Here is a 17,476-nt window from a genome sequence, read left to right as displayed (position 1 = left end):
ATGCTCGACACGCTGATCTGGAAAGACGCCACGCCGGCACAACGGCGTCAGGCGCTTGCGCGTCCGGTTGAGACCGGCACCGCCGATGCGGCCGCGCGCGAGATTGTCGACGCCGTGCGGGCGCGTGGCGACGAAGCGGTCCGCGCCTATGCCGCCCGGCTGGACGGCTACGCGCCGAACGATTTCCGTGTGCCGGCCGAGGCGCTGCGCGAAGCGCGCAAGAGTATGGATCCGGCTGATGTGGAAGCCGTGAAGGCGGCAGCGGACGCTGTGCGGCGTTTCCACGTTCGCCAGGGCTATTCGGGATATTCCGTCGAGACCTGGCCCGGTGTCATGGCCTCGCGCCGGGCGACACCGGTTGATGTGGCGGCGCTCTATGTGCCCGCTGGCAGCGCGCCGCTTGTCTCGACATTGATCATGCTGGCCGTGCCGGCCCAGCTGGCCGGTGTGCCGCGGATTGTCGTCGTGGCGCCGCCGGCCGGTGAGGGCGGGGTGAACCCGGCTTTGCTGGCAACGGCCGACATTCTCGGCATTGACGAGGTCTATGCGATCGGCGGGGCCCAGGCGATTGCGGCCCTGGCAACGGGTGCGGCAGGACTGCCGCGGGCTGACAAGATTTTCGGGCCCGGCAATGCCTATGTCGCCGCCGCCAAATCCTATGTTGCCGGACTGCCGGGCGGGCCTGCGATCGATCTGCCGGCCGGACCGAGCGAGGTGATGGTGATTGCCGACGAACGCGCTGATGCGGAACTCGTCGCCAGCGACCTGCTCAGCCAGGCCGAGCACGACCCGTCGGCGCAGGTCGTGCTGGTCTGCTTCGATACCGTGACCCGTGACCGCGTGATCGCGGCGACCGAAGCCCAGCTGGCGCAATTGCCACGAGCTGAAATCGCGCGGGCAGCGCTGGCCAAGTCCTGCACGGTTATTTGCGACACGCTGGAGGCGGCGGCCGAAATCGCCAACGCCTACGCCCCGGAACACCTGATCCTGCAGGCCGATGCGGCCGAGCGCCTGGTTGGCCTGGTCCGGCATGCGGGTTCGATCTTTGTCGGCGCCTTCACGCCGGAGGCGGCCGGAGACTATGCCGCCGGTCCCAATCACACCCTGCCGACCAGCGGGGCGGCGCGGGCCTATGGCGGCGTGACGGTGGAAGCTTTCCAGAAGACCACGACCATCCTGCGCGCCACGGCCGAAGGCGCGGCGGCCATGGCCCCCGCTGTCGAGCGGCTGGCCGCGCTGGAAGGGCTGGAGGCCCACGCGACAGCGATGCGTCTGCGCCGCGAACGGGCTCAGGCTCAGCCAGGCGTGGCTGTAGCCAGCGGTCCGCGCGCGGGTACGAAACGCCGCAAGACTGCCGAGACGGATGTCACCGTGACCGTCAATCTCGATCGCGACGGTCCCAGCCGGATCGCCACCGGGGTGGGCTATTTCGATCACATGCTCGAACAGGTCGCCCGGCATGGCGGGATCGCGCTGGACGTGGCCGTCGAGGGCGATCTTCACATCGATGCCCACCACACGATCGAGGATGTCTGCCTGACCTTCGGCGAGGCGCTGCGTGAGGCACTGCGCGACAAGCGCGGTCTTGCCCGCTTCGGGTTCGAATTGCCGATGGACGAGACGCGGGCTGCGGTCTGGATCGATCTGTCTGGCCGGCCGTTTGCGAAATTCGAGGGCGAGATCCCCGGCGAGAGCGTGGGTGAGTTTCCGGTCGAGATGACGGCGCATGCCTTCCGCTCCATCGCGGAGAGCCTGGGGGCGGCCATCCATGTGAAAGTCGAGGGCGAGAATGCCCACCACATGGTGGAAGCCTGCTTCAAGGCTTTTGGCCGCGCGCTGCGCAAGGCTGTACGGGTCGAGGGCGACGCGCTGCCTTCGACCAAGGGGATGCTGGCATGACCATCGCCCTGATCGATACCGGCTGCGCCAATATCGCCTCGGTGCGGTTTGCGCTTGAGCGGGCAGGGCTGGACCATGCTGTGGTCACCGAACCGGCCGACGCTGCAGACTGTAGCCGCATCATTCTGCCCGGCGTCGGCGCGGCAGGCCCGGCCATGGAGCGGCTGAAAGCGTGCGGCTGGGCCGAGACATTGCCGCAGGACGGCCGGCCGCTGATGGGGATATGCTTGGGCATGCAGCTCCTGTTCGAGCACTCGGCCGAGGGAGATGTCGACGGGCTTGGACTGCTGCCGGGCCGGGTCGAACGCCTGCCGCGTCCGGACGGGCTGGTCTGGCCGCACATGGGCTGGAATGCGCTGGAGGGGTTCGCTGTCGGGGAGCCGCTGCTGACCGGCATTTCGGCCGGATCCCATGCCTATTTCGTCCACGGCTACTATGCTCCTGCCGGCCGGGTGACGCAGGCCCAGTGCGATTACGGCGTCCCGGTCTCGGCGATTGTGCGCGAGGGGCAGGTCTCCGGCTGTCAGTTTCATCCCGAGCGCTCCGGAGCCTTGGGCGCGCGTATCCTTTCCAATTTTGCGAGTATCAAGGCGTGATCCTCTATCCAGCCATCGACCTTCTCGACGGCCGCGTGGTGCGGCTGCACAAGGGTGAATTCGACGCCGTCACGGATTATGGCGACGATCCCGTTGCTGTGGCCGAAAAGTTCGGCGAGGCCGGCGCGAGCTGGATCCATGTCGTCGATCTGTCCGGCGCCCGCGACGGCCAGCGCCGGCAGAGCGATACGATCCGCGATATCTGCCGGACGGGGCTGCGGGTGCAGACCGGCGGCGGGGTGCGTTCGTCCGAGGATGTGGAGGATCTTCTGGCGATGGCTGTCGAGCGGGTGATCGTTGGATCCCTTGCGGTAACGGATCCGGAGAAAGTGTCCGGATGGCTGGCCCGCTATGGCAGCGAACACATCACGCTGGCGCTGGATGTGCGGGCGGTCGGGGGCCAGTATCGCCTGGCATTGAAGGGCTGGACGGACCTGGCGGAGACCACGCTGGACGATGTTGTGAAAGCGTATGACGGGGCGAAATTGCGCCACGCACTTGTCACGGATATCGGACGTGACGGTGACCTTTCTGGCCCGAATGTGGGACTTTACCGCTACATAAGTGCCCAATTCCGTGACATTGCCTGGCAGGCCTCCGGTGGCATTGCATCCCTGGACGATATCACGGCGGTGCGGGATGCGGGTGTTGCCGGGGCGATTTCCGGCAAGGCCTTGTATGAAGGCCGGTTTTCTCTTGCGGAGGCGTTGATATGCTCGCAAGACGGATAATCCCCTGCCTCGATGTCCGCGATGGCCGCGTCGTCAAGGGCGTGAAATTCCGCGATCACGAGGATGTCGGCGCGATCGTCGATCTCGCCCGCCGCTATTCCGCCGCCGGTGCCGATGAGCTGGTCTTCTACGACATCGCCGCTTCGGCGCGCGGAGCGACAGTGGAGCCGGAATGGGTGAGCAGGGTGGCGCGGGAGATCGACATTCCCTTCTGCGTCGCCGGCGGTATCCGCAGTGTCGACGATGCCCGCGCGCGCCTGTTCGCCGGCGCCGACAAGATCTCGATCAATTCCCCGGCGCTGGAAAACCCGGACCTGATCGACCGGCTGGCGCATGAATTCGGCAGCCAGTGTGTCGTGCTGGGCGTCGACAGCCGCAAGATCGAGGGCGAATGGCGGGTACACCAGTATACCGGCGATCCGGACAAGACCCGCACCGATGAACGCCGCACGCTGGACTGGGTCGCCGAGGGGCTCGACCGCGGCGCCGGCGAAGTCGTGCTCAACTGCATGGACATGGATGGCGTTCGCGACGGGTATGATATCGAGCAGCTCGCGGCCGTGAGGGCGATCTGTTCGACCCCCCTGATCGCATCGGGCGGGGCCGGCCGAAAAGAACACTTCAAATCCGTGTTCGAATTGGCCAATGTCGACGGCGCGCTGGCGGCCAGCGTATTTCACAAAGGGGTCATGGAGATAGGCGATCTGAAAGCCTATCTTGCCGCCGAGGGAATCAGGGTCAGACCATGATTGAAGCGAACACCCTGGACTGGAAGAAGTCCGACGGGCTCATTCCGGCCATTGTCCAGGATCATGCCACGCGCCAGGTCCTCATGCTGGGCTATATGAATGAAGAGGCGCTGGCGAAGACGGTCGAGACCGGCAAGGTGCACTTCTTCTCGCGCTCCAAACAGCGCCTGTGGAAGAAGGGTGAGACCTCGGGCAACACGTTCAAGCTGGTGACCATTGCCGCCGATTGCGACAAGGACACGTTGCTGGTCGAGGTAAAGCCGAAAGGCCCGGCCTGCCATACCGGCACGGTCAGCTGTTTCGGCGATGATCCGGCGCCGGGCCTCGGCTTCCTGGCGCATCTGCGCGCGATCATCCGCAAGCGCCGGAAGGACAAGCCGAAGGGCTCCTATGTCGGCGGGCTGATGGCGCGGGCACCGAAGCGTCCGGCCCAGAAAGTCGGCGAAGAGGGTGTCGAGGTGGCCATGGCCGCGGTGTCGGAAAGCAAGGCCGCGCTGAAAGCCGAAGCTGCCGATCTGCTCTTCCACCTCATGGTGCTGCTGGAAAGCCGCGACCTCTCGCTCGAGGACGTCGTCGGCGTGCTGCGCAAGCGCCATGCCGTGCGTGCGGAAAAGACGGGGCAGAGCTAGAAGGGCTCGCCCCGCTTGCGGGGGAGCTGTCCGCGTAGCGGACTGAGGGGGCGCTGCATTAGCAGCGCAGAGCGCGTCAGCGCGCACCGACTCACCCCCTTCGACCTCACCCGGCCCGAGGGGCGGGCTCGGCCACTTCCCCCGCTCACGCAGGGGAAGCCTTGGTCTGATTTTTGGGGAGGCGTGAAATGGCCAGAACCGGGCTTGTTGCGCTGGTCGTTGCAATCGGTACAGCGGTGCCCGCCAGCGCCCAGGATGCCATCGTCGTCACCGGCGACCGGACCGGCGAGGCGCGCCAGGAGAGCGTGCTGTCGCTCGGCGTGATCGGTGCGGCGGAGATCGCGGAGATCGCCGCCCAGCATCCGGCCGAACTGCTCAACCGGGAAGCCGGTGTTTTCATCCATCGCGGCAATGGTGCGGAGCATCTCACCGCGATCCGCTCGCCCGTCCTGACGGGCGGGGCCGGGGCGGGCGGTTTTCTCTATCTGGAAGACGGGATTGCCCTGCGCGCGCCGGGCTTTGCCAATGTGAACGGGCTGTTCGAGGATATCGGCCCGCTCGCCGGTGCGGTGGAGGTGCTGCGCGGGCCGGGGCCGTCGCTCTATGGCTCCAACGCCCTGCACGGCCTGGTGAATACGCGCACGCCCGACCCGGCCACAACGCCCTCGCGCCTTGTCGCCGAGGCCGGCAGTTTCGGACGCTATCGCGGCGAGGCCGTGCTGGCGCGGCCGGGCGAGACGGTGTCCTCCCTCATCGCGGTGTCTGCCCGCCACGAGGAGGGCTGGCGCGAGGCAGCCGGTCTCGATCATGTGCGCGCCCTGGTGCGGGCCGACGGCGAAACGCGCGGCATCGACTGGCGCTTCACCGCCGCCCTGGTGCAGCTGAACCAGGAAACGGCGGGCTATGCCGCGGATTATCGCGACCGCGCCACAGCGCGGGCCAATGGCGACCCGGAAGCCTTCCGCGACGCCATCGCCGGCCGGATGAGCCTGGCCCTGCGCGGAGAAGCGGCGGAGGGCTGGACCTGGTCGCTGACGCCCTACTGGCGCGCCAATGCGATGGATTTCCGCATGCATTTCTTCCCGACCGATCCGCTGGAGGAAAGCGGGCACCGTTCGGCGGGTGTGCAGGGCGCGCTGCATCGCGAGCGCGGCGCCTGGCGGATCACACTGGGCAGCGATCTGGAATGGACGCGCGGCTGGCTGTCGGAAACCCAGGAAAACCCGACGCAATTCTCCTTCGTCCAGGGCGATCATTACGACTATGCCGTCAATGCCCGCGTGGCCGCGCTTTATGCCCGGGCCCGCTGGCAGGCGAGCGAGCGGTTGAGCCTGATTGCCGGCGCCCGCTGGGAGGCGACACGCTTTGACTATGACAACCGTCTGGCGGACGGATCGGTAGGCCGCTATCTGCGCCTTCCCGACCGCAGCGATGATTTCACAACCTTCGCACCGGACTTCGGTTTTCTGTTTGAAGTATCGGAAAAGGCGTCACTATTCGGGCGTGTTGCGCGCGGGGTGAGGGCGCCGCAGACCGCCGAGCTCTACCGGTTGCAGCCCGGCCAGACGATTGCCGGGATCGAGCCGGAAACCCTGGACAGTGCCGAGCTGGGCTGGCGCCAGGATATCGGTGCCGGGCGGATCGAGATCACGGCTTTCGCGATGGAAAAGTCCAATGTCTTCTTCCGCGATGCCGACGGGTTCAATGTCACCGACGGCGCCACCGATCATCACGGTGTCGAGTTCGATATCGCCTGGCCGCTGACCGGCGCGCTGGAAGCCGGACTGACCGGCACATGGGCGCGCCACACCTATGCCTTCGACCGTCCCGTCAGCGCGGCCAGCGAGGGCATCGCCGCCGGCAATGATGTCGACACGGCGCCGCGCTGGCTGTGGACCGGGCGTCTCGCCTGGACGCCTGTGGCCCGGGCGGACGTGTCGCTGGAATGGACCCATGTCGGCGCGTATTTCACCGATGCCGGCAATCTGAACACCTATGAGGGCCACGACCTTTTGACCCTGCGCGCGCAATACCGCGTCACCGGCCGCACAACCCTCTACGGCGCCATCCGCAATCTCACCGGCGAAGCCTACGCCAACCGCGCCGACTACGCCTTCGGCAATGCCCGCTACTTCCCCGGCGAACCGCGCGGTGTCACTGTGGGTATTCGGGTGACGGGGTAGGGCGAGGGTTGTGGTGCACCAAAGGAAGGGTCTGATGGAGCACAGCGTCATCCTTCCCCTTGATGGGGAAGGTGCGCCCTCCTTAGCCTTGGCGAAGGAGGGGTCGGAAGGGGTGAATCCCGGTGCCGACAGGTTTGCTGGAAATTTCCGATACCTCGCCCCCACCCCATCCACCACGCCTTCGGCGCGGTCCCCCTTCCCCATCAAGGGGAAGGATGGCATGCGCCGGCGCAATCAGGTCGCCGACCGGGAGAACCGCATGAAACATTTTCTGACCGCCGCCACAGCCGCGCTGGCCCTCACAGCTACCGCCACCGCCCAGGACTATTTCCCGCCGCGCGGGGATGCGGGCTGGGAGCGGCGGGAGGCGGTGGAGATGGGGCTGGATCCCGTTGCCTTGCAGGCCGCCGTGGACTTTGCCATCGCCAATGAGACCGCGCCGCCGGACGGCTGGACGGGTGTGGATGTGCGCGATCTGTCCGTCATGGTGCCGCTGACCTGGGCCTATGAGCCCTTTTCCAGCCCGGTGGGCGAGTTGCGGCCGCGTGGCGGTCCGGCGGGGATCATACTGCGCGATGGTTATATCGTCGCCGAGTGGGGTGATCTGGAGCGGGTCGACATGACGTTCTCGATCTCCAAGAGCTTCCTGTCGCACACGGTGGGGTTGGCGGTGGATGACGGGCTGATCGCCAGCGTCGACGATGCCGTCTCCGGCTATGTCGCAGACGAACGTTTCAGCACGCAGCATAATGCGCCGATCACCTGGGACCAGATGCTGCGCCAGACTTCCGGCTGGTGGGGCACGCTGTTCGGCAAGCCGGCCTGGGCCGACCGTCCGGCACGCGACAATCCCGCGCGCGATCTTGTTGCCGGTCCGCCCGAGCCGGGTTCTGCGTGGGAATACAATGATGTACGCGTGAATGCTCTGGCACTGGCTGCACTGCATGTCTGGCAGCGCCCGCTGCCGGATGTGCTGGCCGAGCGGATCATGGATCCGATCGGGTCGTCCGGCTCCTGGGAGTGGCACGGCTATGAGAACAGTCATGTCGAGATCGGCGGCGAGACGATGTGGTCGGTCTCCGGCGGCGGCCATTGGGGCGGCGGCATGATGATCTCGGCCTATGACCAGGCGCGCTTCGGCCTGCTGGGTCTCCATCGCGGCAATTGGGATGGCGAACAATTGCTGTCGGAGAGCTGGTTTGAGCGCTCGCTGACGCCGACCGATGTGATGCCGTCCTATGGCTATATGAATTTCTTCCTCAACCAGCCGGGCGATGAGCGCGCGGCCATCGCGGTGGAGGAGGCGCCGGCCGGGAGCTTTGCCTATCTGGGTGCCGGCGCGAACATGATCTTCATCGACCCCGAGCATGACATCGTCGCCGTGGTCCGCTGGATCGATGCCGGCCAGCGCGGCGAGTTCATCCGCCATCTGATGCAGGCGGTGCAGGAGTAGGGGCAGAGTCTCAAGGGCTCGCCCCGCTTGCGGGGGAGCTGTCCGCGTCAGCGGACTGAGGGGGCGCTGCCAAAGCAGCGCAGAGTGCGGAAGCGCGCAGACTCACCCCCTTCGACCTCACCCGGCCCGAGGGCCGGGCTCGGCCACTTCCCCCGCTGGCGCAGGGGAAGCCTCACCCCTGCGGGCTGAAGCGTTCGGTCATCGAGTGGCGTGAGCCGGGATGGGTGAGGCGGGCATAGGTGACGACGTCCTGGCCCTGGAAGGTGCGCCGTTCCAGTACGAGGCAGGCCGCGCCGGGCTCGACGCCGAGGCGGCGGGCGAGATCTGCATCGGCATTGACGGCGGAGACGGTGTGTTCGGCTTCGGTCCAGGGCGCGGCGCGCAGCAGCCAGCCGCCGGGGCCCTCGCGTTCGAAACCGGCCTGGGCGGCGCCGGGCAGCAGGGCGAGATTGATCCAGCGCTCCTCGAACTCGACGATCTCGCCATCGGCCGTGTGCAGGCATTCCACATGCTGCAGGCGCGCACCGGGCGGCAGGCGCATGGCTTTCGCGATCCCGGGCGAGGCGGGCACCGTGTCGTCGGTCTCGCAGACATAGCCATAGGCTTGGCCGCGGGCGGGAATGGCCTTGGCCATGTCGACGATTTTCAGCAGGGCGGCGGGGGCGTCGGGCTGGGCCACGAAGGTGCCGGCGCGGCGGCGGCGGACCAGCAGGCCGTCCTCGGTCAGCTCACGCAGGGCGCGATTGACCGTCATGCGGGCCGTGGCGAGCGATTGGGAAAGGTCGGCTTCCGAGGGCAGGCGGTCGCCCGGCTTCCACGCGCCGGAGCGGATCTGCGCCGTCACGGCGCGCTTGATCTGGTCGTAGACCGGTCCGTGTCCGTCCAGTTCGATAGCCTCGATCTGCGGCATCAGCCCCCTCCGTGCAGCAGGTCCGCAATGGCGGTGCGATAGGCGGCCAGCGCGCTTTCGCGCGCCCGGGCGCGGCCTGCTGTCACCTGCGCCTGCCCCCCGACATGCACCGAGCGGACACACCCCTTGTCGCCGCAGAATATCCAGCTGTCCAGCAAGGTATCCGTAGATCGTCCCGTCAGATGCGGGTTTTCCGTGTCCAGTTCGACGAAATCGGCGCGCTGGCCGGGGGCGAGCCCGGCGGCGGGCTGTTTCAGGGCCCGGGCACCGCCGGCGAGGGCGGCCTCGAACAGGGTGCGGCCGGTCGAGCGGCCGGGGGCGGCGAGGGCATTGCGGCGGCGGGCCGTGAGGCGGACGCCGTATTCCAGCAGGCGCAACTCCTCGGCCAGATCGATGCGGATATGGCTGTCCGAGCCGATACCGATAAGGCCGCCGGCGTCGAGATAATCCCGCGCCGGAAAAAGCCCGTCACCCAGATTGGCCTCGGTCAGCGGACACAGCCCGGCCACCGCGCCGGAGCGGGCGAGGGCGTGTGTTTCGCCGGCGTCCATATGGGTCGCGTGGACGAGGCACCAATCCGCATTAACCGCGACATGGTCCATCAGATGGGCCACGGGGCGCTGTCCCGTCGCGGCGATACAGTCCTCAACCTCTTGTGTCTGCTCGGCAATGTGGATGTGCAGCGGGGCGTTTTCCACAAGCGGCAGAATGGCAGAAATATCCTTAACGGGGGCGGCGCGCAGGGAGTGCGGCGCCAGGCCCAGCCGGGCATGGGGCAGGGCTGCAACATGCGCCCGCGCGGCCTCTATGAGCGCAGCATAACTGTCCGGATCATGCAGGAAACGGCGCTGGCCATGGCTGGCAGGGGCTTCGTTGAAACCGCCATAGCGGTAATAGACGGGCAGCAGGGTGAGCGCGATGCCCGTTGACGCGGCGGCGGCACAGATCCGCCCGGCCATCTCGGCGCGATCATCATAGGGCGTGCCGTCGGGACCGTGATGGAGATAGTGGAATTCGCCGACAGAGGTGAAGCCGCTCTCCAGCATCTCCACCTGCACCCAGGCAGCGATTGCCTCGACATGGTCCGGGGTGAGGCGGTCGTTGAAGGCGTACATCAATTGTCGCCAGGACCAGAAACTGTCCTCGGTCTCGCCGCGCCGCTCGGTGAGGCCGGCCATGGCGCGCTGGAAGCTGTGCGAGTGCAGATTGGCGAGGCCCGGCACCACAATGCCCAGCCGCATCGCGTCCTTGGCGGGCTGTGTGTCCGTGTCGATACCGGCGATCAAGCCGGCCGCATCGACACGAATCGTAACGCCATCGGCCCAGCCGTCGGGCAGGAGGGCAGACTGGCAGTAAAATTCAGCCATGGCGGCATGACCCCGCTGGACAGACTCGGTTTGGGGAATTTATTGTATAGACAATTAGCCGCATGCAAAGGCCGCCCCATGCAATTCGACCGTCTTCTCACGAATGCGCGCCTGGCGACAATGGTGCCCGGCGGGACCGCCTATGGCGCCGTCGAGGGCGGCGCGATCGGGATTTCAGGCGAGCGGATTGCCTGGGCCGGACCGATGTCGCAAGTGCCGGGCGAGGCCGCTGTCACCGAGAATATGGACGGGCGCTGGATCACGCCGGCCCTGGTCGATTGCCACACCCATCTCGTCTTCGCCGGCGACCGGTCGGACGAGTATGAGCGCAAGCTGGCGGGCGAGGATTATGCCGCCATCGCCCGCGCCGGCGGCGGGATCCGCAAGACGGTCGAGGCGACGCGCAAGGCCGGGGCGGCCGAGCTGGCCGCCGGGGCGCTGTCGCGGCTGGATGCCTACGCCCAGGAGGGTGTCGGCACGGTCGAGATCAAGTCGGGTTATGGCCTCACGCATGACAGCGAGCTGGCGCAGCTGAAAGCGGCGCGCGGCGTCGGCCTGGCCTCGGGCATGCGCATTTCCGCAACCCTGCTGGCGGCGCACACCGTTCCGGTGGAGTATGAGGGCCGCTCGGGCGCCTATATCGACGAGGTCTGCATCCCGCTGGTGCGCGAGGCCGCGCGGACGGGCCTGGCTGATGCGGTTGACGCCTATTGCGAGGGCATTGCCTTTTCGCCGGAAGAGACGCGGCGCCTGTTTATCGCCGCCAAGGCGGCCGGCCTGCCGGTGAAACTGCATGCCGACCAGCTCTCCGACACCGGCGGCGGCCAGCTGGTCGCCGAGTTCGGCGGTCTGTCGGCGGACCATATCGAATACACGAATGAGGCGGGCATTGCCGCGATGGGCAAGGCGGGCACGGTGGGCGTGCTGCTGCCCGGCGCCTTTTATGCCTTGCGCGAGACGCAAAGACCGCCGGTCGAGGCGATGCGCGCGGCCGGTGTGCCGATGGCCGTGGCGACCGACGCCAATCCGGGCACCTCGCCGCTCGTCTCGCTGCTGACCGCCGCCAACATGGCCTGCACGCTCTTCCACCTGACCGTGGAGGAGGCGATCGCCGGCATTACCCGCGAGGGCGCACGGGCGCTGGGTCTGGCCGGCGAGATCGGCACGATCGAGGCCGGCAAGGTGGCGGACCTGGCTGTCTGGGACATCGAGCGTCCGGCGGAACTGGTTCAGTGGATCGGAAAACGGCCCCTGCATGGCCGTATCCTGGGAGGAGAATGGCTGTGAGTTCGGTGACCGTAACCCCCGGCAGGATGACCCTGGCCGACTGGACCGCAATCTGGCGCGGTGCCGGCGTGACGATCGATCCGGCCGCCAAGCCGGATGTCGATGCCGCGGCGCAGACGGTCGACGATCTCATCGCCTCGGGCCGGGCGGTCTACGGGCTCAATACCGGGTTCGGCAAGCTGGCCCAGACCCGGATCGCCAATGAGGAACTGGCCACGCTGCAGGAAAGACTGGTGCTGTCGCATGCGGCCGGTGTCGGCGATGCGCTGCCCGAAGCGGTCGTGCGCCTGATCCTGGCCCTGAAGATGGCGTCGCTGGCCCGCGGTGCCTCGGGCGTGCGCTGGACCACGATCACGGCGATCCAGGCCATGCTGGAGGCCGGCGTGCTGCCGGTGATCCCGTCCCAGGGCTCGGTCGGGGCCTCGGGCGATCTCGCACCGCTGGCCCACATGTCTGCCGCCCTGATCGGCGCCGGCGAGGCGACCTACAAGGGCGAGCGCTTGCCGGCCGCGGACGCGCTGAAAAAGGCCGGGCTGGAACCGGTCCGGCTCGGCCCCAAGGAAGGACTGGCGCTGCTGAACGGGACCCAGGCTTCGACGGCGCTGGCGCTGGCCGGCCTGTTCGAGGTGGAAAGCGGTTTCCAGGCGGCGCTGCTGTCCGGTGCGCTGTCGGTCGAGGCGGCCAAGGGCTCGGTCGCGCCGTTCGATCCGCGCATTCACCAGCTGCGCGGTCATCCCGGCCAGATCGATGTGGCGCAGAGCTTGCGCGATTTGCTCACGGGATCGGGCATCCTCGCCAGCCACGAGAATTGCGACAAGATCCAGGACCCGTACTGCCTGCGCTGCCAGCCGCAGGTGATGGGCGCCGTGCTGGACCTTCTGCGCCAGGCCGGCCAGGTGCTGGAACGCGAAGCCAATGCCGTCACCGACAATCCGCTGGTCTTCACCGATACGGGCGAAGCGATCTCCGGCGGCAATTTCCACGCCGAACCGGTGGCCTTTGCCGCCGACCAGATTGCCATGGCGGCCTGTGAGATCGGCTCGATCTGCGAGCGCCGCGTGGCGCTGCTGACGGATCCGGCCGTGTCCGGCCTGCCAGCCTTCCTGACGCCCAATCCGGGCATCAATTCCGGCTTCATGATCGCCCATGTCACAGCCGCGGCGCTGGTCTCGGAGAACAAGCAGAAAGCCTACCCGGCCTCGGTCGACAGCATTCCCACCTCGGCCAACCAGGAAGACCATGTCTCCATGGCCACGCATGGCGCCTTCCGCCTCCTGAAAATGGCGGAGAACCTGCACAATGTGGTGGCGATCGAGACGCTGTCCGCCGTGCAGGGGATGGAGTTCCACGACGGGCTGATCTCGTCGCCGCGGCTGGAGGCCGTTCGGACATGTTTGCGCGAGGCAGTTCCCGCCTACGGCGACGACCGCTATTTTGCGTCCGATATCGCCAGCGCCCGAAGCCTGGTGACGGGCAGGGGGCTCGTCGCGGCGGCGGGTGAATTGCCCGGGATTGCCTAGATGAACGTCTTCTTCGAGAAACGCGGAAGCTCGCCGCTGATCGTGTCCATGCCGCATTCGGGAACCCATCTGCCCGACGGAATGGCCGAGCGGATGACCGAGGCGGCTCGCGGCCTGCCGGACACGGACTGGCATGTGCCGGAGCTCTACGATTTTCTAGACGACCTCGGCGCCAGCACGATCCGCGCCACCTATTCGCGCTATGTCATCGATCTCAATCGTGATCCGACGGGCGCTTCGCTCTATCCCGGCCAGGCCACGACGGAACTGGTGCCGACGACATTGTTCGACGGATCGCCGGTCTACCGGCCGGGCGAGGAGCCGGACGAGGCCGAGATCGAGCAGCGCCGTACGGATTATTACGATCCTTACCACCGCGCCCTGTCCGAGATGATCGTCAAGGTGCGCATGGAGCACGGCTATGTCGTGCTGTGGGACGCCCATTCCATCCTTGATGAAGTGCCGCGCCTGTTCGAGGGCGTGCTGCCGGATCTCAATCTGGGCACGAATGGCGGGGAGAGCTGCGACCGGACCATCGAGCGCTGGGCGGTGAAGGCGATGATGGATCACGAGGATTATGCCTCCATCGTCAACGGCCGCTTCAAGGGCGGCTGGATCACGCGCGCCTATGGCCGCCCGGGGTTGAACGTGCACGCCCTGCAGATGGAACTCGCCCAGTCGGCCTACATGGATGAGGGCGAACCCTGGACATTCAGCGAAGACAAGGCGGGCAGGCTGCGCCTGGCGCTCAAGGACACGATGAAAGCGGCCCTGAAAGCGGCCGCGATGCTCTATTCCGGAGAGGTGAAGTAAGTTGACCCAGACCCGCCGCGACAATTCCCGTGTCATCCGCGCCAGGCACGGCAGCGAACTCGACGCCACCCATTGGGCGGCTGAGGCGCCGCTGCGCATGCTGATGAATAATCTCGACCCCGAAGTGGCCGAGAAGCCGGAAGAACTGGTCGTCTATGGCGGGATCGGCCGGGCCGCGCGCGACTGGGAGAGTTTCGACCGGATCGTTGCGACCCTGAAACGGTTGAAGGAAGACGAGACGCTGCTGGTCCAGTCCGGCAAGCCGGTGGGCGTGTTCCGCACCCACAAGGACGCGCCGCGCGTGCTGATCGCCAATTCCAATCTCGTGCCGCACTGGGCCAATTGGGAGCATTTCCGCGAGCTCGATAAGAAGGGGCTCATGATGTACGGCCAGATGACGGCCGGCTCCTGGATCTATATCGGCAGCCAGGGCATCGTTCAGGGCACGTATGAGACCTTCGTCGAGGCCGGCCGCCAGCATTATGACGGCGATCTGGCCGGCCGCTGGATCCTGACCGGCGGTCTGGGCGGGATGGGCGGCGCCCAGCCGCTGGCCGCGACCATGGCGGGCGCCTCCATGCTGGCCGTGGAATGCCAGCCGAGCCGGATCGAGATGCGTCTGAAGACCGGCTATCTCGACCGCAAGGCCGACACGCTGGACGAGGCCATGGCCATCATCAATGCGGCCGTCGCGAAGAAAGAGGCGGTCTCGGTCGGCCTGCTGGGCAATGCGGCCGAGGTCTTCCCGGAACTCGTCAGACGCGGCATCAAGCCGGACATGGTCACCGACCAGACCTCGGCCCACGATCCGGTTAATGGCTATCTGCCCGCCGGCTGGACGCTGGCCGAATGGGACGAGAAGCGCGAGAGCGATCCCGCCGCCGTCGAAAAAGCCGCCAAGGCCTCGATGGCCGTGCAGGTAAAGGCGATGCTCGACTTCTGGGAGATGGGCATCCCGACGCTCGACTATGGCAATAATATCCGCCAGATGGCGCAGGATGAGGGCGTTGCGAACGCCTTCGATTTCCCCGGTTTCGTGCCGGCCTATATCCGCCCGCTCTTCTGCCGCGGCATCGGTCCCTTCCGCTGGGCGGCACTGTCCGGCGATCCGGAAGATATCTACAAGACTGACGCCAAGGTTAAGGAACTCATCCCGGACAATCCGCACCTGCATCGCTGGCTCGACATGGCGCGTGAGCGCATCCAGTTCCAGGGCCTGCCGGCGCGGATCTGCTGGGTCGGGCTGGGCGAACGGCACAAGCTGGGCCTGGCCTTTAATGAGATGGTGGCAAAGGGCGAGCTTTCGGCGCCCGTCGTGATTGGCCGCGACCACCTCGATTCAGGCTCGGTCGCCAGCCCCAACCGGGAAACCGAGGGCATGATGGACGGCTCCGACGCCGTCGCCGACTGGCCGCTCCTCAACGCGCTGCTCAACACCGCCTCCGGCGCCACCTGGGTCTCGCTGCATCATGGCGGCGGGGTCGGCATGGGCTATTCCCTGCACTCCGGCCAGGTTGTCATGGCCGACGGCACACCGGAAGCCGCCGAACGCGTCGGCCGCGTGCTGTGGAACGATCCGGGCACGGGCGTGATGCGCCATGCCGATGCGGGGTATGAGATCGCCAAGAACTGCGCGCGCGAGCAGGGGCTGGATTTGCCGTCGGTGGATTGAGCGGACACACCCCCATCGCCTCACTGCGCTCGGCACTTCCCCCGCTCCGCAGGGGAAGCTTTTGCGGAGGGCTCGCCCCGCTTGCGGGGGAGCTGTCGGCGAAGCCGACTGAGGGGGGCGGCGCATAGCGTCGCGGCGTGCCGGGACCAACCGAGCGATACACCAGACGGTGCGTTTCTCGTTGGTCCCGGATAGCGCTCAAGCGTTCCGGGAAAAACGGGATTTGATATCTTTGTTGAAACCCGCGCTCCAATTTCCCCGGAGGAGCGCAGCGAATTCCGGGGCCTGCCCTGACTGCCATACTCGGCCCCGGAACAGGTCCGGGGGAAGTGGCACCGAACTTCCCACCCCCGGGCGGGGGAGAGGTGGCGTTGGGCCGGGATGACAATGGAAATCGGGAGCAATAGAAACAAGGCAACGAATCCCCAAGGAGCCCCGCCATGTCCGACGCCTTTTTCGCCGATCTCAAAGCCGAGCTGGAAAACATCGAGGCGGACGGGCTGTACAAGCGCGAGCGGATCATCACCTCGCAGCAATTCTCCGAGATCGATGTGCGGGCGAATGGTGATGAGAGCCATGTCATCAATTTCTGCGCCAATAATTATCTTGGCCTGGCCAACCGGCCGGAACTGATCGAGGCGGCGAAGGCGACGCTGGACAGTCATGGTTTCGGCGTGGCCTCGGTGCGCTTCATCTGCGGCACCCAGGATCTGCACAAACAGCTGGAAGCGAAGATTGCCGCGTTTACCGGCTGCGAGGATGCGATCCTCTACGCCGCCGCCTTCGACGCCAATGGCGGCGTGTTCGAACCGCTTTTGGGGCCGGAGGACGCGATCATTTCCGACGCGCTCAACCATGCCTCAATCATCGACGGTGTGCGCCTGTGCAAGGCGAAGCGCTATCGCTATGCCAATTCTGACATGGCGGATCTGGAAGCGCAGCTGAAACAGGCCCGGGCCGATGGCGCGCGCCATATCATCGTGGTCACCGACGGCGTGTTTTCCATGGACGGCTATATCGCCAATCTGCCGGAGATCGTGCGCCTGGCGAAACAGTATGACGCGCTGACCATGGTCGATGATTGCCACGCCCATGGCTTCATGGGCGCGAAGGGGCGCGGCACGCCGGAACATTGCGGCGTTTTCGGCGAGATCGACATCATCACCGGCACGCTGGGCAAGGCGCTGGGCGGGGCGATGGGCGGCTTCACCGCGGCGCGCAAGGAGATCATCGACATGCTGCGCCAGCGCTCGCGGCCCTATCTCTTCTCCAACTCGCTGGCGCCGGCCATTGCGGGCGCCTCGCTGAAGGCGCTGGACATGGTGGCGCAGGGCGACGATCTGCGCGCCCGCCTGTTCGACAATGCCAAACGCTTTCGCGCCGGCATGAGCGAAGCCGGTTTCGATCTCCTGCCGGGCGAGCACCCGATTATTCCGGTGATGCTGGGCGATGCGAAACTGGCCCAGGAAATGGCGGCGAAACTGATGGAGGAGGGCGTCTATGTGATCGGCTTCTTCTATCCGGTCGTGCCCAAGGGCAAGGCCCGTATCCGCACCCAGATGTCCGCCGCCCACACGCCGGAGATGATCGACCGGGCGGTGGCGGCGTTCACCAAGGTGGGCAAGGAAATGGGCGTGATCTGACCCCGGATTCCCGGCCCGCCATTC

14 protein-coding genes are annotated in these 17,476 nt (G+C 66.6%); 12 read left to right on the top strand and 2 right to left on the bottom strand.

Features of this window, described 5'->3' with window-relative positions:
• The 7 genes from hisD (at position 1) to ACXAJV_RS14320 (ending at position 8,240) form a co-directional block, all read left to right on the top strand.
• The gene (gene hisD / locus ACXAJV_RS14350) at positions 1-1,899 is read left to right on the top strand and encodes a histidinol dehydrogenase (protein ID WP_475086118.1); all 1,899 of its coding nucleotides are present in this window, start codon (positions 1-3) and stop codon (positions 1,897-1,899) included.
• Positions 1,896-2,495 carry an imidazole glycerol phosphate synthase subunit HisH gene (gene hisH / locus ACXAJV_RS14345; protein ID WP_475086117.1) on the top strand — a complete coding sequence of 200 codons (600 nt, stop codon included), beginning with the start codon at positions 1,896-1,898 and terminating at the stop codon, positions 2,493-2,495. The genes hisD and hisH overlap by 4 nt, the downstream gene beginning before the upstream one ends.
• Positions 2,492-3,226: a 1-(5-phosphoribosyl)-5-[(5-phosphoribosylamino)methylideneamino]imidazole-4-carboxamide isomerase gene (gene hisA / locus ACXAJV_RS14340; protein ID WP_475086116.1), complete on the top strand. Its 735-nt coding sequence runs from the start codon at positions 2,492-2,494 to the stop codon at positions 3,224-3,226. Before hisH ends, hisA begins: the two co-directional genes overlap by 4 nt.
• The gene (gene hisF / locus ACXAJV_RS14335; protein ID WP_475086115.1) at positions 3,208-3,975 is read left to right on the top strand and encodes an imidazole glycerol phosphate synthase subunit HisF; all 768 of its coding nucleotides are present in this window, start codon (positions 3,208-3,210) and stop codon (positions 3,973-3,975) included. Before hisA ends, hisF begins: the two co-directional genes overlap by 19 nt.
• Entirely contained in the window at positions 3,972-4,604 is a 633-nt protein-coding gene (gene hisIE / locus ACXAJV_RS14330; protein ID WP_475086114.1) for a bifunctional phosphoribosyl-AMP cyclohydrolase/phosphoribosyl-ATP diphosphatase HisIE, read from the top strand. The genes hisF and hisIE overlap by 4 nt, the downstream gene beginning before the upstream one ends.
• Positions 4,605-4,792: 188 nt before the next feature.
• Positions 4,793-6,787 carry a TonB-dependent receptor gene (locus ACXAJV_RS14325; RefSeq protein ID WP_475086113.1) on the top strand — a complete coding sequence of 665 codons (1,995 nt, stop codon included), beginning with the start codon at positions 4,793-4,795 and terminating at the stop codon, positions 6,785-6,787.
• 259 nt (positions 6,788-7,046) lie between these two features.
• On the top strand, positions 7,047-8,240 hold the full coding sequence (locus ACXAJV_RS14320; protein WP_475086112.1) for a serine hydrolase domain-containing protein: 1,194 nt from the start codon (positions 7,047-7,049) through the stop codon (positions 8,238-8,240).
• A 172-nt stretch (positions 8,241-8,412) separates the two neighbouring features.
• Here the strand turns inward: ACXAJV_RS14320 and hutC are convergent, their stop codons facing one another.
• Together hutC and ACXAJV_RS14310 are read right to left on the bottom strand one after the other, a co-directional pair.
• On the bottom strand, positions 8,413-9,150 hold the full coding sequence (hutC, locus tag ACXAJV_RS14315) for a histidine utilization repressor (RefSeq protein WP_475086111.1): 738 nt from the start codon (positions 9,148-9,150) through the stop codon (positions 8,413-8,415).
• Positions 9,150-10,517, bottom strand: coding sequence for a formimidoylglutamate deiminase (locus tag ACXAJV_RS14310; protein WP_475086110.1), 1,368 nt, complete (start codon positions 10,515-10,517; stop codon positions 9,150-9,152). Before ACXAJV_RS14310 ends, hutC begins: the two co-directional genes overlap by 1 nt.
• Positions 10,518-10,595: 78 nt before the next feature.
• On the opposite strand from ACXAJV_RS14310, the gene hutI reads away from it, so the two are divergent.
• From hutI to ACXAJV_RS14285, 5 genes are all read left to right on the top strand, one after another.
• Positions 10,596-11,804 (top strand): imidazolonepropionase, encoded by a 1,209-nt coding sequence (hutI, locus tag ACXAJV_RS14305; protein WP_475086109.1) that lies wholly within the window; start codon positions 10,596-10,598, stop codon positions 11,802-11,804.
• Entirely contained in the window at positions 11,795-13,324 is a 1,530-nt protein-coding gene (hutH, locus tag ACXAJV_RS14300; protein WP_475086108.1) for a histidine ammonia-lyase, read from the top strand. The genes hutI and hutH overlap by 10 nt, the downstream gene beginning before the upstream one ends.
• A complete protein-coding gene (gene hutG, locus ACXAJV_RS14295; RefSeq protein ID WP_475086107.1) occupies positions 13,325-14,137 on the top strand; it encodes an N-formylglutamate deformylase in 813 nt (270 codons plus the stop codon).
• A 1-nt stretch (position 14,138) separates the two neighbouring features.
• Positions 14,139-15,809: a urocanate hydratase gene (hutU, locus tag ACXAJV_RS14290; RefSeq protein WP_475086106.1), complete on the top strand. Its 1,671-nt coding sequence runs from the start codon at positions 14,139-14,141 to the stop codon at positions 15,807-15,809.
• 440 nt (positions 15,810-16,249) lie between these two features.
• The gene (locus ACXAJV_RS14285) at positions 16,250-17,452 is read left to right on the top strand and encodes a glycine C-acetyltransferase (protein ID WP_475086105.1); all 1,203 of its coding nucleotides are present in this window, start codon (positions 16,250-16,252) and stop codon (positions 17,450-17,452) included.
• Positions 17,453-17,476 lie beyond the last annotated feature (24 nt).

The sequence above is a fragment of the Maricaulis sp. ABE4_448 genome, from assembly GCF_056160825.1.
The sequence above is the reverse complement of the archived record's forward strand: the minus strand, read 5'-3'. Positions and strand labels throughout refer to the sequence as shown.

Bases quoted from the DNA above. Each gene is read 5' to 3' on its own strand.
- hisD (WP_475086118.1), top strand. From the start codon at position 1: ATGCTCGACACGCTGATCTGGAAAGACGCCACGCCGGCACAACGGCGT.
- hisH (WP_475086117.1), top strand. From the start codon at position 1,896: ATGACCATCGCCCTGATCGATACCGGCTGCGCCAATATCGCCTCGGTG.
- hisF (WP_475086115.1), top strand. From the start codon at position 3,208: ATGCTCGCAAGACGGATAATCCCCTGCCTCGATGTCCGCGATGGCCGC.
- hisIE (WP_475086114.1), top strand. From the start codon at position 3,972: ATGATTGAAGCGAACACCCTGGACTGGAAGAAGTCCGACGGGCTCATT.
- ACXAJV_RS14325 (WP_475086113.1), top strand. From the start codon at position 4,793: ATGGCCAGAACCGGGCTTGTTGCGCTGGTCGTTGCAATCGGTACAGCG.
- ACXAJV_RS14320 (WP_475086112.1), top strand. From the start codon at position 7,047: ATGAAACATTTTCTGACCGCCGCCACAGCCGCGCTGGCCCTCACAGCT.
- hutC (WP_475086111.1), bottom strand. From the start codon at position 9,150: ATGCCGCAGATCGAGGCTATCGAACTGGACGGACACGGACCGGTCTAC.
- ACXAJV_RS14310 (WP_475086110.1), bottom strand. From the start codon at position 10,517: ATGGCTGAATTTTACTGCCAGTCTGCCCTCCTGCCCGACGGCTGGGCC.
- hutI (WP_475086109.1), top strand. From the start codon at position 10,596: ATGCAATTCGACCGTCTTCTCACGAATGCGCGCCTGGCGACAATGGTG.
- hutH (WP_475086108.1), top strand. From the start codon at position 11,795: ATGGCTGTGAGTTCGGTGACCGTAACCCCCGGCAGGATGACCCTGGCC.
- hutG (WP_475086107.1), top strand. From the start codon at position 13,325: ATGAACGTCTTCTTCGAGAAACGCGGAAGCTCGCCGCTGATCGTGTCC.
- ACXAJV_RS14285 (WP_475086105.1), top strand. From the start codon at position 16,250: ATGTCCGACGCCTTTTTCGCCGATCTCAAAGCCGAGCTGGAAAACATC.